Below are 13,930 nucleotides of genomic sequence, written 5' to 3'. Positions count from 1 at the left end.
CCCGCCATACTGGCGGAGCTGAGGCTGCCGGTGCTCATCCTGACCCGCATCACCGGGCCACGGTCCCAAAGCCCTGGCGTGGCACGGAAAAGCGGCGTTTCCAGAACGCCAACCGCCGAGACCACATCGACAAGGGAGTTGAGCGTGTAGCCACTGTCCGAAGGCGAGCTATAGACCGCCACCGACCCCGGCCAAGGCTCGGCCGCGACCGCCAGATGCGGGGCATGCTCCACCTCGTCCCCGGTCAAGAGGGGCAGGTCCATGAAAACCGGGCTCACCGGCAGGGGCGGCACGAAAGGCTCCGCGCTCACCGCCTCTTCGACCGTGTCGGACGGCTCGTAGATCTCCGCCTCCGACCGCACCGCCTCCACCTTCCGTGCGCCTGCGTCGTCAAGCTTGTCGATCCGCCAGGTTGACCCGTCGGACAGCTCGAACACCGACCCTGCGCCCAAATCCCGCCGTGAGGGCGGCAACGAGAAGCTGATCGTATCGCGCGCCACCCGTGCCTCGGCCAGCCAGCGTTCGGTGATGCCGCGCCCCTCGGCCCCGGTCAGCACCAGCGGCAGCTCGCTTTCGCTGATCGTGTCGGACCCGTCATCGGGGAACACCGCCTCGGCCACCCGCGCCTCGAACTGGCCCGCGGCTTCCACATGGGTCAGGCGCACCCGGCCCACCTTGTCTGCCTCCGGCGCACGGGTTCGCAGCGGGGCGGAGGCACCATCTTCATCGACGGCCATCCAGTCCTCGGACACGTCAGCATCCGGCAGTCCGGTGCGGGACCGGAAGACCAGAACACCGTCCCGCTCCACCGCCTCGAACCCGTAAGCCAGCATCAGGGGCTGCAACCGCGCCCGCCCGCTTTCAACGTCCGACGACATGGCCCCGCGCACAAAGCCGTAGAGGTCCGATACATCATACTCTCCGATCCCCGCCTCCTCGCAGATCATGGCCACCACATCGGCCAAGGGCTCCGCCCCCATCCGGCCCGAAATCCAGTGCCCGCGCGAGTGATTTTCCCCGTCGGACCAGACCTCCAGCGCATTGGGAAATGCGGGCCAGGGCCGCGCGTCCCAGGCCCAGACATAGGCGTGATCCATATCCAGCATCGGCCCCGCATAGACCTCGGACACGGGGTTATGCTCGGGGTGCAGCCAATAACTCGTCATCGCGCGCAGATACTGCATCTGGATCAGGTCATCGCGCCGCCCGTTCGAGAAATGGGGCAAGCCCGATTCCGAGGATTTCGGATCGAGGAACTTGTTGGGCTGGTTCGTCCCCTTGTCCACAGCCGCGCAGCCCATCTCGGTAAATCGGATGGGTTTCGACCCTGGGATCCACCCTGTTGCACTCTGCCCGCGCGGCAACACCGCCATGCCCCACAGGATCACGTCATCGCCCGGCGTCGCCGAGAACGGCCCAACCGAGGGCCGCGCCCCAGGCGTATCTTGCGCGACAACAAAGCTGAATCGCAGTCGCCATGTATCGGGCGCGATCTCGGTTTGTTCGAGATCCAAAACGCCATTTCCGAAGTACAAGTTGCCGATGGTGCCCTGAACATAGTGGTAGGCCCCGTCCTGAGAGTAGACGAACCAACGGAACCTGTTTGAACTGCCCGTGGTGAAAACCAGTTCCACGTCATAAACCTGACCCGCCTTCAGATCGACGATGCGCCGAAGTCTATGCCAGGTCGCGCCAGCGGACGCGATGCGCATCGGGTGATCGAAGGTCTCTTCCACGATCCCAACCTCCAGCGTGGCCGATCCGCCGATGACCTCCCAGCTTTGGGGATTCACCGCATCCGGGGCATCAAACCGAAAGCTTCGCCGCCGATGCACATGCAGGTTTTCCCACCACCCGCGCAGATCCTTGTAGCGAAACACCCAATCCTCGCCAAAGGCCCCATCCGTGATCGGCGCGCGCAGCTGCGCCGCGCGGGCCTCTTCGCTCGGGTAGTACCAGTCATACCCTTCGCCGCCCTCGATATTGGCGCGTAGGTAGTCCAGCTCATAGATCGACCGCCAGCCGATATCCGCATGGTCCCGCCCGTCGCGCCAATCGGACAGCGGCATGTAATTGTCGATGCCAATGAAGTCGATATTGGCATCCGCCCATAGCGGATCGAGATGGAAATAGACATCCCCAGACCCGTCCTGCGGGTGATAGCCGAAGTATTCCGACCAATCCGCCGCGTAAGACAGCTTCGCATCGGGCAGCAACGCACGCACCTCGGCAGCCAGCGCAATCAGCGCGTCCACCGCCGGAAAGCCGCTCGCCCCCCGCAACTGGGTCAGGCTGCGCATCTCGGACCCGATGCAGAAGCTTTCCACGCCCCCCGCCGCCGCACACAGCGCCGCGTTATGCAGGATGAACCGGCGATAACTCCATTCCGCCGGGCCAGAATAGCTGACGGACCCCGGAAACACGCTGAAATCCGACGCGCTGGCCATGCCAAAGAACGCCGCAACCTCGGTCTCGGCGGCAACGGTCCCGTCAGGGGAGCCCACCACGCCGGGAGCCTTCTCCCCCGTGATCCGTCCGCGCCATGGCAAGGCCGGCTGATCACCCGTCAGGGCCCAGGGATCCGGCTTGCCGCTATCGGCAAGGATCTCCATCAGCAGGAAGGGGTAGAACATCACCTCCTGCCCTGCCGCGTTCAGCGCCTTAATGGCCTCGATCACCGACTGATCCGTGGGCGTGCCCCCATAGACCGCACGGCCCTCGACCTGGGCCAGCAGCTCGGCGCCTGACCGCGTCAGCCCGGCCACGGTCCAGGGCATCTCTGCCCCATCCGCCTGCTGCTGTTCCACCTTCGGCTTGACGCTGCATTGCCCCGCGCGCAAGTCATCCCCAAACCAGCTGACAATCAGCGACACGGCCCCGCAATTGGGCAGTTCGCCCTCTAGCGCCTCCAGCGACACCGCGAAATCCGCCACACCGGCGGCCGTATTCACATTGGCGCTTTCCGAGCGGCCAAAACCCTGCGCGAGGCTGACCGGAGTCGTCGCCAGCGCATATTCCCCGGTGCCCGGCATCATTGCCACCGCGCGGATGGCTTCCGAGGGTTGCGGGGGGCTGTCCAGATGTTCGGGCCGCGCCGGACGGAAGACCTCGAAACTCAGCTGCGGCAGACGGTTGCCATAGGGGGAAAGGTCCAGATCCTCGATCACCACATAGGCGATGCCCCGATAGGCAGGCACCTGCCCCGCGCCTTCCACCGCCTCCATCTTCGGATCCGGCATCTGATCATCGGTGCCGCGATAGACACGCATCGTCAGATCCGTCCGCGCCAGTTCCGAGCCATCGGCCCAGACTCGCCCGACCCGTGAAATCTCACCCTCGCAGAGCGCCACGGCAAGGCTTACCGTATAGGAATAACTTGCGGTTCTCGGCGTTGGCGGTGCGCCTTTGCCGCCGCCGCCACTTACCGTCACATGCTCCTTGAACCGCGTGGCCCAGATCACCTGCCCACCCAGGCGCATCTGCCCGAAAAGCCGCGCGACCGATGCCCCTTCCGAGGCACCCGACAGCCGGAACCGGTCCAACCGCCCTTGCTCGATCACCTCGGACCCGGCCCCCAGCAACCGCTGGTCGATGACCCGGCCCACAGTGGCCCCCACGGCCCGCCCGATCACGGCGCCGGTCAGCCCCAGGAAAGTGCCCGAGCTCAGCCCGCCAAGCGCTGCGCCAGCGGCAGAAAGAAGGATGGTTGCCATTGTGTTCAGTTCCTTTCGGGGAATGCGAACCGCGCCACGATCCGCCGTTCCCACGGCGGCGTCAGCGCACTTTCCACGACGCCATGCCCACTATAGGCATGGACAAAGCTGGCCTCCGGCCCGGTCCGGGCCTGCAACCCCAGATGTTTCGCAACGGCCCCCTCCCGCATACGGAAAAGCAGCACATCGCCCGGGGCCTCCTCGGCCAGCGGTTTCGGTGTCAGATGCCGCAGCGCCGCACGCCACAGCCGTTCCTCGCCCTGCGGCTCGGACCAGTCCTGAGTATAGGCGGGGATCGCTTCCGGCTCCGCCCCGATCACCTCACGCCAGACACCGCGCAAGAGGCCAAGGCAATCGCACCCAGCCTCACGGGTAGAACACTGGTGCAGGTAAGGCGTGCCGATCCAGCCCCGCGCCGCCGCAACCACCTCGCTCATCGCAGGCTGCCCCCGTCCATGCTGGCCGTCCCGCGCCCCGGATAGGCCATCACCCAGTCATCGCCTGGAATGTCAGGAAATCCCTGAAAGTTCAGCAGGTTGGAGAATTTGAGCCGACAGGTCTCCATCCGCTTGTCGCAGCCCGCCTCCAGCCGCACCACGTCCCCCGGTAAAAGCTCCGCCCGCAGAGCCTCCCACAGCTCCACCCGACGGTTGCCATCCGAGAACCGGTCGTTCTTGATCACCGCCACCAGCCCCTCAGCCGCCCCGGACAAAACCCGCAAGCGCCCCCGCTCGAACCAGCGCGGCTCAAAGCTGTTCAGCCCGTCGAACTCCAGAAACCGCCCGTCAGAGACCCGATCCGCCGCGCCCTCATGGGCATATCCCGGCGTCGCCAGATCAAACCGACACTCCCTGTCCCCCAGCACCGCCGAACAGCCACGCTGATAGACCCGGCCCATGCGTCGGTTCATCGCTTCCGACAACCCGCGCAGCTCCACCTGGAAGCCGCCCGCCTGCCGTTCCAGTTCGCCAAAGCTGCCCCGGAACTGCAACACCCGGTTCTCCGGCGCGCGCCAGTTGACCAGCCAGGCCTCCACTTCGGCCCCGTCGAACCGACCCGCCTCGATATCGGCCTCGGTGATCGAGGCATCGGACAGCGCACCAATGGCTTCGGTGTTGTCCACTGACAGCCCTGTGGACTGGCTCAGCGCCGAGGCCGACAGCCCGGTATCGGCCTTGAACGTGGTCCCGTCGAATACCAGCGCGCAATCATGATCCGTGAACCCGAAGGTCTGCCCATCCCGGCGGATCACCCGCCAGCAGCGGGCCACCTCGGTCACGCCTCCCGCCAAATGCGCGGCAAACTGCTCCGTCCCGCTCATACCCGGATCTCCACCACCGGCACCGCGGGGGCGTCGCCCGCCTGAAAGCTGGCCACCGAGGTCTGGATGCTGTCCGTGTCAAACCGAACAGGCACGTCAAATTCGAACCCGGCACTCACCTCGACCCCCAGATCGGGCGCGTCCGCAAAGGTGATTATCCCGTTGACCGTATCGACCTCGAAATGCACGCCCTGCACCAGTTCAGCGGCATCGAACCCGGCGCGAACGGTATCGGCCACCGGCTTGGTAATCGGGCGGGCATAGCCCTCGTCACCAGACCGATAGGTCTTCACCAGCTGGAACACCCTCGTCTCGCCATCCCCGGTCCCGATCACGCAGTCACGGAACCCCGGCTCTTTCGAGGGTGCGCAGCTTTTGTAGTCCGCCCAGTCCTTCCAGCGGAACCCGTGCAGCTGCCCACGCCGGGCCTCGAAAAAGGCAATCAGCGTCTCGATATCGTCAAGCGACCGCATGCCCACACCCGCATCATAGCGACGGCGCGAATGCGCCCAGGGCGTGTTGCGCTCCTCGAACCCGTTGGCCAGTTGCACCACTTCGGTTCGCCTCTCCGGCCCGCCGACCGAGCCGAAACTCAGATTGGCCGGAAAGCGAATTTCATGGAAATTCATACTCTTGCCCCCTTTACCTGTTGCGTTGCCCACGGGCGAGAGCCTGGCTCATCTGCGCCGCGATCTGGCTTTTCGAGCGCTGGAACCCCTGCACATCGGGCGTGGTGATATTCATCGTCACATGAACAGGACGCCCGCCACCCTGCGCCTGCACGCCAAGCCGTCCGTCCGCGCCGCGCGTCAGCGGCATGATGGCCTCCGGCCCCGCCTCGCCCATCAGCCCCATGCCACCCCGCATGGCAAAGGGTGTCGCCCCGCTGACCACGCCCCCGCGCGCAAAGGGCGTCACGCGGCCACCGGAAAACGCACCACCCCGCTCAAACGGCAACGCCGCTGACACCAGCGAATTCACCCCGTTGGCCAAAGCGCCGCCAAGGGCGTTCTGCACGGGCCGGATCGCGGTGTTATAGGCCGCGTCCACCATGCTTTGCGCCACGGTCCGCAGAGCGTCCGACAGGCGCATCCCATCGAAGATCACCCCGTCAAACGCGCGTCGCAGCCCGCCGCCGAAAGACCGGCTCAGGCTTTGCACCTCGCGCCCTGTGTAGAGCATCGAGTCCTGCATCGACCGAAGTTCCGTGTGAAACGTCGCCACCATCTGACTGGTCGAACCCAAAGTGGCCTCGAGTGCCGACAGTTCCGCGTCGAAATCGTTCAGTTCCTCATCCATCGGATGTGTCCTTATGGTCGGGGAAACGGGCGGCCAGGGCCTCCAGCCCCGCCCGTCCCATCGGTGCCGCGCCGCCGGGTTCACCCAGCATCAGCAGCAGTTCCGCAGGGGTCAGCGCCCAGAATTCGGCCGGTGTCAGACCAAGCCCCTGCATCCCGGCCCGCATCAGGCCGGGCCAGTCGAACGGGCGGGTGTTGCTGCTCATTGGGGCGGCCGGAAAGACAGCGCCAAAAGCTGCGCCGCCACCCGCGCGGCTTCCAGCGGCCCGCCACCGATCTCGGCCTTGGCCAGATCAGCGGGCTCCCCATTCCAACCGCCCCCCCGTAGCCCCGCGCAGACCAGCGCCAGCACATCGCGCGCGGTGAAGCCGCCGGCCTCAAACCGTTCGACCAGTGCCGGCAGACTATCGGTCTGCAACCAGTTCTCCAGCTCCGCCAAGGCGCCAAGCGTCAGCTTCAGCACATGGCCCTCGCCATCCAGCACCAGCGCCACTTCGCCCGCATAGGGGTTCGCCATGATCAGAGCGCGGCGGTGAAGGTCAGCGCACCGGCTGAGGCGAGCGAGACCTCATAGGTCGCCTCGCCATCATGGGTGCCCGCATATTCGATCGAGGTGATCTGGAACGGCCCCTCCACGGTGCCGAAATCGGGAATGATCACCTGAAAATCGGGCACTTCCCCGTCAAAAAAGATCTGCCGGGCGCGTTCATCCGTGGTCTCGTCGCGGAAGATGCCCGATCCGCTGATCGCCGCCGTCTTTACGCCTGCGCCGCCCAGCAATTCCCGCCAGCCGCCGGTCGATTCCAGGCTTGTCACATCCACCGTCTCCGCATTGAAGCTCAGCCGCGAGGCGCGTAGCCCCGCCATGGTCTGGAACGACCCGTTGCCATCCAGATCGACCTTCAGCAGAAGGTCCTTGCCGTTTTGCGCTGCCATGTCATTCTCCAGTTAAATCAGAATATTGCACGTCAAAGCTGAAGCGGTATTCAGCTGTCATCCTCGTCCAGGCGAGCCCTGAACCACATCTCGATCCGCCGGTCCGCCCCGCTGCGCCCGGCCTGTGCGCGGTGGAATTGCACCCGTCCCGCACGCCCGCGCGCCAGGCTCAGCCCGCCATTCAAGAGCGCGTCCGACACGGCAGAGGCTGCCTGTTTCGCCTGATGATACCCGGCGGCGCTGCTGGTCACGGTCACGCTGAAATCATGCAGCGCGCCGCCGAAACTGCCGTCGGACCGGTCGCGCACCTTTTCCGGCCCAATGGTCACGTAAAGCGGTGGCAGCGGCCCCTCGGGCAGCGCGTCGAACACGTTGCTTCCGACGATCCCCGCAAGCGTCGCATCGCCGCTCAGCCGCCCGTAAACCGCCGTTTGCAACGCCGCCGTCATGCCATAGCTCATGTGCCCTCCTCCTCGGTGGCGAAGCAGGTCAGAAAGCGCCCGTCAGGGGCGCTCTCGGTCACTGCGTCGATGGTGAAGATCCGCGCCCCATCCCGGAACCGCTGCGAGGGCTTGGGCCGCGACGGCGCGCCTTGCGGGGCTGACCGGATGGTGATCCGGTAGCCGATCCGCGACAGCCCCGCCGCGTCGCGCCCCGTGCGCGGCAGCACCTCGGCCCAGATCGTGCCGAGCGGCGACCAGCTTTCGGTAAAGCCCCCCGCCCCGTCGGCCACCCGAACCGGCCCCTCCAACAGCAACCGGCGCGTCAGTTTCGGATGCCCGTTCATCCGCTCAGCCCCCGCATGCGGACCGACCGATAAGGCTCGATCAGCACCGCCACACCGCAGGCCATGCCCGCTTCGCCGGTGCCCTGCGCCTCGTAAAGCTCCGCCGCCTGCAACAGCACCGCCTGGCGCAGATCCGCAGGAATGCCATGCCAATCTAGCCCATAGCCTGCCGTAAACTCGATCTCGATGGACCCGCCCGAGGACGGGTTCGGCAGGCTGCTCACGGCCTCGATGGCCGGGCGATGGCTGTCCACACGCAAGCTATAGCTGCCCGGGTCCAGCACCGTTTCGGCCCCCGCCCGCGACACCAGCTTGACCGTATCGACCGTCGCCACCGGGGCCACCGGCAGCACCTGCGCCGTGACCGATTGCCAGTGGCTCAGATGCCAGCTGAACCCGCGCCGGAACAGGGCCTTGCCAATCCGCGCCTCGATCGCGGCCAGCGCCGCCCGCAGACAGCTTTCCAGCTGCGCGTCCTGGCTGCCGTCATCGGCAAAGCCGGAGGACAGGCGCAGGTGATCGGTCAGCTCGGTTATCGGCAGAAGGGCACTGGACACCGAAGACATTTCGACCATCATCATGTTGTTTTTTCTCCGCAAAGGACTGCCTCTTTAAGGGTGGCATGGCCGGGCCCCGCACCGCTCGGGCGGAGGACTAAAGGGCTGGAGGCCGCAAGGGCCCGCCCATGCCGCCCGCCCCGAGGAACCGGGACGGGTCTCGTGCCTCTGACGAGGGATCAGGCGATGCCGAATTTCAGCAGTTTGATCGCGGCAAAGTCGCTCACGTCACCGCCGACGCGCTTGGTGGCGTAGAACAGGACGTGCGGCTTGGCGCTGAACGGGTCACGCAGCACGCGCAGGTCGGGACGTTCGGCGATGGTGTAGCCCGCGCCGAAATCGCCGAAGGCAATCGCCATGGCGTCGCTGGCGATATCGGGCATGTCCTCGGCAATCAGCACCGGATAGCCCATCAGCCGTGCAGGTTCGCCCGCAGCCAGCCCGTCGGACCACAGGAAGCGGCCATCGGCATCCTTCATCTTGCGCACCGCACCGGCGGTTTTTGAGTTCATCACGAAAGACGCATTGGCGCGGTAGCGGGCCCCGAGTGCATAGACCAGATCGACAATCGCATCCGCCGGGTTCACCGCCGCGAAATCGCCCGCCGTGCCGGTGATGACATAGCCCAGGTTGCCCCAGCTCCAGCTTGCATCGTCCACGGTCGTGTGGGTCAGGAAGCCCGTGGGCTTGTCCACCCCGTCCCCGCTGACGAAGGCCATCGCCTCGGCTCGGGCGAATTTGTCGGCGATGCGGCCCGCCAGCCAGCCCTCGATATCGAAGGCGGTATCGTCCAGCAGCCGCTGAGACGCCTTGGGCAGCGCCGACAGCTCGTGCAGCGGGATGGAGATCTTCTCGATCTGCGGCGTGTCGGTTTCGGTCGTGGATGCGGTTTCCGTGGCCCAACCCGCGCCCACATCGGTGTGGTCAACCAGCACGTCGAACGAAGTCGCCTCGACATTCACCACATTGGCCACCGCCCGCAGCGAAGAGGCGCCCCGCAACACACCCTGGATCATCTCGGCGGTCTGCGGATCGACCAGATAGCCACCCTCGGCATTGACGGCGGTGTTGAGCGCCTTGCCCTCCAGCTCCAGCCCGCGCAACCCGTCATCATCGCCGGTGCGCAGGTAGGCCCCGATGGCCTTCTTGTGCGGGGCACCGTCTTCGGTGGTGGCGGAAAGCGCGGGGCGCAGATGGGTCATGGTCTTGGTGTTCAGCATGGAAATACGCTCTTCCTGTTTTTGAAGCTTCGTGGTCATGTCGTCCTGGAACTGGCTGAATTCGTTCAGAAACCCCGCCAGCGCTGATTTCACTTCGGTGGTGGCATCCGGTGCATTGCGCACAGCGGAGCCGCCCGAAGACTTGGTCTCGGTCTCGGTCATCACATCGTCCTGATTATTGAGAGAAATGCGGGGCCTTAACGCGCCGCCAGTTTGCGGCGGGCGTCCTGGAACACCGTCGCCAGTTCATGCAGGAAGTCGCCCTTGGCCTCCTCGGCCTTGTGGGCGCCCACCCGCGCCTGCGGCAGCATCGGGAAGGTCACCAGCGACACCTCCCAAAGCTCCACCTCGTTCAGAAGCCGCTGGCCCCTGTCATCCTTGGTCGCGCGCAACGTGCGGTAGCCGATGGACAGCCCGTCAATCGCGCCCGCTCCGATCAGCGCCGCCGCCTCGCGCCCCTTTTCCACCGCGTCGAGGATGCGGCCCTTGACCCAAAGGCCCTTGCCGTCCTCGCGCATCTCGTCCCAGACGCCAATGGGCTGTGCAGGGTCGTGTTGCCACAGCATCTTGACCCGGCGGCCCTGGTCCGACAGCCCCTTCAGGCTGCGCGCATAGGCCCCTTTCTGCACCACGTCGCCACCCTGGTCGCAGGCCCCGAACAGGCTCGCATAGCCCTCGATCACATGGCCGTCGCTTACCGTCAGCGCCTCGTCGAAGCGGCAGAACTTGGTCTCCAAGCCACTTGAGGAAAGTTCATACATTCCAATCTCCTATCCACCAGAGCTCATCTGAATGATCTCATTGATCGCCTGTGCCAGCACCACGCTGACCACGCCGAAAACCGCCAGCCACAGGCGTCTCTCGACCCGTTCCAGCGCCGTCTCAATCGCGTTCAGCCGGTATTCCAGCGCCTGCCAGCGTTCTTCGGCCACACGCTCATTGGCCTCGATCCGGGCATTGGCCGCGTCGAAGGGGGCATAGAGAAAGCGCGACCCGCCCGCCGTCCCCCGGTCGCTCATTCATCCTCCGCCAGCCGCGGCAGCCCCAGCATGGCGCGCTTCTCGGCCGCCGTCAGGAACTCCGCCTCCGCCACCCTGCGCCACTGCGCGTCGCGTTCCGTGGCCAGCGCCGGCACCTGGTCGAGATCGGGCCGCAGTTCCACCACCTCGCCGGAATAACCCGTCAGCCAATGCGCCAGCGACGCCAGCACCTTGGAGGCCAGCGGCAGCACCGTCAGGCGATAGAACGCCCGGTTCGCTTCGGCATAATTGGCGTAGGTCGCGTCGCCGGGGATGCCCAACAGCATCGGGGGCACCCCGAAGGCCAGCGCAATATCCCGCGCGGCAGCGTCCTTGGTCTTCTGGAATTCCATATCGGACGGGCTGAACCCCATCGGCTTCCAGTCCAGCCCCCCTTCCAGCAGCATCGGCCGCCCGGCATTTCGCGCGCCCTGATGGTGGCTTTCCATCTCCGCCTGCAACCGCTCGAACTGCTCGGCGGTCATCGTGCCCGCGCCGTCCGCTCCACGGTACACAATCGCGCCAGAGGGCCGCGCCGCATTGTCCAGCAGCGCCTTAGACCAGCGCGAGGCGCTGTTGTGCACATCCACCGCGTTCGCCGCCGCCTGCATGGGCGACAACCCATAGTGATCATCCTGCGGATGGAACAGCCGCACATGGCAGATCGGGCTCGCCCCCTGCACATGGAACCGGTGTTTCCTGGTCCCCACCGCATACTCATAGGCCACCGGCCAGCCATCGGCCCCCGGCACAAGGCTCATCCGATCCGATCGCAGCACATGCAACTCCCCCGGCATGCCACCATCGGGGCTTACCGCCTCCACATAGCCATTGCCCGACAGCAGCAGCTGCGCAAAGAGCGCCTCCAGGAACTCGCCCCGCCCCTGCGCCCCGTTGGGCCGCGACAGCAGCGCCATCAGCGGATGCACCTCATAGCGCCGTTCCACGTCCTGGCAGATCACCGGCAGCGCCGCCGCCGCCTCCGCGATCAGCTTGACCGACCGAAACCCCACCGGATTGCCGGAAAACCCCGTTTTCATCAGCGACACCGTATCGCGCGGGCTCCAGGCCACACGCCCCGCGCCCGCCCAGGCCACCACCCGCCCCGTGGCCGAGGCCTTGGCCTCCGGCACCTCCGGCTGCGTTCTCCGCAAGAAATCCAACACCATCCGCTTGTCTCCTTGGTCCATGTCAAAAGAGCGCCCCCGCGAAGCCCGCGAAAACGCTCCGAATAGGGCGGATGAACGCCCCTTGCGTCACAAATTCAGATCTGCCGGATGCCCGGCTTGGCCAACGCCCCGCGCGCGGGCAGGATCATCCCGTCGGTCAGCGCCCAAACCAGCGCGTCCACCCGGTCGGGGCTGCCCCGGCCTTCGTAGCCGGTGATGGTCATGCGGCACATCTGGTCCTCCAGATCTGCCAGCCCGCCCAGATGCGCGACCCGCCCCTGTTCATAGAGCGCTGCCACCGGCTCCGCCCGCGCGACCTTGCCACGCGACGCATGGACCGACTGCACATTGATCAGCGGATCGACCATCCGCACGGCATCCAGCACCAGGTCGCCGCCCTGATTGACCTCGGCCACCATACGGTCGGCCCCATGCCGGTGATAGGCCGCAACCGCCGCCTCGGCCCAGCCAGAGGCCGACACCCCGTGCACCGAACAATCTTCGATGACAACGGCGTGCCAGTCCCGCGGCGGACCCTCCTGAACGACCCCCACAACCACGATCCCGCAGGCATCAGACCCGGAATGCCCCGTCACCGGCGGGTCCACCGCCACCGTGATCCGCGCGCCGTCGGGCACCGCATCCGCCCGTGCGCCATCCAGCATCGCTTGCGTCCACAGCGCGCCCTCGGCCTCCTCGATCAGCTCGCCATCCAGCTCCTGTCGGCCAAGCCGCGTATCGCCGTAGCGCGCCCGCACCTCCTCCAGAAACGAATCCGCCAAGAACGCCCGGTTCGCCTCGGTAGGCGCGTGGGTCACACCCGTGCTGTCTCGCGCCAGCAGATCCTTCAGAACCCCCACATTGCGCGGCGTCGTCGTCACACAAACCTGCGGATGGTCCCCAAGACGAAGCCCGAACTGCAGCATGTCCCAGGTCTCCTCCGCCTTGGGCCACTTCGCCAGCTCATCGGCCCAGGCCGCATCAAACTGCGGCCCCCGCAACGCCTCCGGGTCATGCGCGGAATAAAGCCGCGCCTCCGCCCCGTTGGGCCAGACCAACATCCGTTCGCCCGCCACCCAGCGTGGCCGCCGGTCCGGGGGGGAGCAGGCCAAAAGCCCGCTCTCCCCCTTCACCATCACCGCCAGCGCCTGGTCATAGGTCTCCCCCACCAGCGCCACGCGCCGGGCACGACCGGGGGCAAGCGGCGTCGCCCCCTCGACCATTGACCGCACCCATTCGGACCCGGCCCGCGTCTTGCCCGCGCCGCGCCCGCCCAGCACCACCCAGGCCCGCCACAGCCCATCGGGCGGCAGCTGATGCGGCAATGCCCAGAACTCGAAAAGCCAGGGCAGCGCCGCCAGCGCATTGTCACTCAGCCCCGCCAGGAACCGTTCCACCGCCTCCTGCGGCACGCAGGCAAGCGAGGCGGAGCCCGATCTCAGCCCGGGCCGCATCGAGGTCGAGCTGCCCTGCCCCGATCTCTCCCATCCGCTGTCCTGTCGCATCGCGTGCCTTTCCTTCCAGGCCCATCGCCAGGATGAGCGCGTTGTTCATTTCCCGGATATGCTTCGGCACCTCCGTGGACTCGACCGGTTCCTCGGCCTTCAAGCGCTTGAGCGTGTCCCTCAAAACCTCCCGCGCGGTCTCGAACGCCTCCAGCGCGCCGTCCAGCATCTCCTGAAACGGCGTTTGATCTTCGTTCAATTGATCGGTCATTAGAAAATCCCCGTGCTTTCAAAAATGAACCCGCACGAGCAGAAATGAAAAAGCGACCTCCGAGGTCACCCACGGGGCCGCTTGCCCAGTTCTTCCAGCATGTCACAAGGTGTACACGGGACCGTTCGGTAAGTCAATAACTTTATTACTTTCAAAGGGTTAACACGCCAGCCTCACGGCAACAAACAGTTAAC

General features: G+C 66.0%; 17 protein-coding genes. All 17 read right to left on the bottom strand.

Annotated elements, in window-relative coordinates; all coding sequences use genetic code 11:
* Window positions 1-3,713: baseplate multidomain protein megatron (locus BKY26_RS20740; protein WP_071691870.1), on the bottom strand; the 3,713-nt coding region annotated here is incomplete at its 3' end.
* A gap of 5 nt (window positions 3,714-3,718) precedes the next feature.
* A complete protein-coding gene (locus BKY26_RS18560) occupies window positions 3,719-4,150 on the bottom strand; it encodes an NlpC/P60 family protein (protein ID WP_071691869.1) in 432 nt (143 codons plus the stop codon).
* Entirely contained in the window at window positions 4,147-5,034 is an 888-nt protein-coding gene (locus BKY26_RS18555) for a DUF2163 domain-containing protein (RefSeq protein ID WP_071691868.1), read from the bottom strand. The genes BKY26_RS18560 and BKY26_RS18555 overlap by 4 nt, the downstream gene beginning before the upstream one ends.
* On the bottom strand, window positions 5,031-5,663 hold the full coding sequence (locus BKY26_RS18550) for a DUF2460 domain-containing protein (RefSeq protein ID WP_071691867.1): 633 nt from the start codon (window positions 5,661-5,663) through the stop codon (window positions 5,031-5,033). The genes BKY26_RS18555 and BKY26_RS18550 overlap by 4 nt, the downstream gene beginning before the upstream one ends.
* Window positions 5,664-5,676: 13 nt before the next feature.
* A complete protein-coding gene (locus tag BKY26_RS18545) occupies window positions 5,677-6,333 on the bottom strand; it encodes a phage tail tape measure protein (protein ID WP_071691866.1) in 657 nt (218 codons plus the stop codon).
* Window positions 6,326-6,538: a rcc01693 family protein gene (locus tag BKY26_RS18540; protein ID WP_071691865.1), complete on the bottom strand. Its 213-nt coding sequence runs from the start codon at window positions 6,536-6,538 to the stop codon at window positions 6,326-6,328. Before BKY26_RS18540 ends, BKY26_RS18545 begins: the two co-directional genes overlap by 8 nt.
* Complete coding sequence (locus tag BKY26_RS18535) at window positions 6,535-6,849, bottom strand: gene transfer agent family protein (protein ID WP_071691864.1); 315 nt, start codon at window positions 6,847-6,849, stop codon at window positions 6,535-6,537. The genes BKY26_RS18540 and BKY26_RS18535 overlap by 4 nt, the downstream gene beginning before the upstream one ends.
* 2 nt (window positions 6,850-6,851) lie before the next feature.
* A complete protein-coding gene (locus BKY26_RS18530) occupies window positions 6,852-7,268 on the bottom strand; it encodes a phage major tail protein, TP901-1 family (protein ID WP_071691863.1) in 417 nt (138 codons plus the stop codon).
* A 50-nt stretch (window positions 7,269-7,318) separates the two neighbouring features.
* A complete protein-coding gene (locus BKY26_RS18525; RefSeq protein ID WP_071691862.1) occupies window positions 7,319-7,729 on the bottom strand; it encodes a DUF3168 domain-containing protein in 411 nt (136 codons plus the stop codon).
* Window positions 7,726-8,055 carry a head-tail adaptor protein gene (locus BKY26_RS18520; RefSeq protein ID WP_071691861.1) on the bottom strand — a complete coding sequence of 110 codons (330 nt, stop codon included), beginning with the start codon at window positions 8,053-8,055 and terminating at the stop codon, window positions 7,726-7,728. The genes BKY26_RS18525 and BKY26_RS18520 overlap by 4 nt, the downstream gene beginning before the upstream one ends.
* On the bottom strand, window positions 8,052-8,636 hold the full coding sequence (locus BKY26_RS18515; protein ID WP_071691860.1) for a head-tail connector protein: 585 nt from the start codon (window positions 8,634-8,636) through the stop codon (window positions 8,052-8,054). The genes BKY26_RS18520 and BKY26_RS18515 overlap by 4 nt, the downstream gene beginning before the upstream one ends.
* 155 nt (window positions 8,637-8,791) lie before the next feature.
* The gene (locus BKY26_RS18510; RefSeq protein ID WP_071691859.1) at window positions 8,792-9,994 is read right to left on the bottom strand and encodes a phage major capsid protein; all 1,203 of its coding nucleotides are present in this window, start codon (window positions 9,992-9,994) and stop codon (window positions 8,792-8,794) included.
* Window positions 9,995-10,029: 35 nt separating this feature from the next.
* A complete protein-coding gene (locus tag BKY26_RS18505; protein WP_071691858.1) occupies window positions 10,030-10,593 on the bottom strand; it encodes an HK97 family phage prohead protease in 564 nt (187 codons plus the stop codon).
* A gap of 9 nt (window positions 10,594-10,602) precedes the next feature.
* A complete protein-coding gene (locus tag BKY26_RS18500; protein WP_071691857.1) occupies window positions 10,603-10,851 on the bottom strand; it encodes a GTA head formation protein, RCAP_rcc01685 family in 249 nt (82 codons plus the stop codon).
* The gene (locus BKY26_RS18495; RefSeq protein WP_071691856.1) at window positions 10,848-12,020 is read right to left on the bottom strand and encodes a phage portal protein; all 1,173 of its coding nucleotides are present in this window, start codon (window positions 12,018-12,020) and stop codon (window positions 10,848-10,850) included. Before BKY26_RS18495 ends, BKY26_RS18500 begins: the two co-directional genes overlap by 4 nt.
* 95 nt (window positions 12,021-12,115) lie before the next feature.
* Window positions 12,116-13,474, bottom strand: a complete 1,359-nt coding sequence (locus BKY26_RS18490; RefSeq protein ID WP_193600212.1) for a DNA-packaging protein — start codon at window positions 13,472-13,474, stop codon at window positions 12,116-12,118.
* The gene (locus BKY26_RS18485; protein WP_071691854.1) at window positions 13,389-13,736 is read right to left on the bottom strand and encodes a hypothetical protein; all 348 of its coding nucleotides are present in this window, start codon (window positions 13,734-13,736) and stop codon (window positions 13,389-13,391) included. The genes BKY26_RS18490 and BKY26_RS18485 overlap by 86 nt, the downstream gene beginning before the upstream one ends.
* Window positions 13,737-13,930 lie beyond the last annotated feature (194 nt).

The sequence above is a fragment of the Nioella sediminis genome, assembly GCF_001879695.1.
In the GTDB taxonomy this organism is placed as follows: Bacteria; Pseudomonadota; Alphaproteobacteria; order Rhodobacterales; family Rhodobacteraceae; genus Nioella; species Nioella sediminis.
This window is presented reverse-complemented; position numbering and strand designations above follow the sequence as displayed.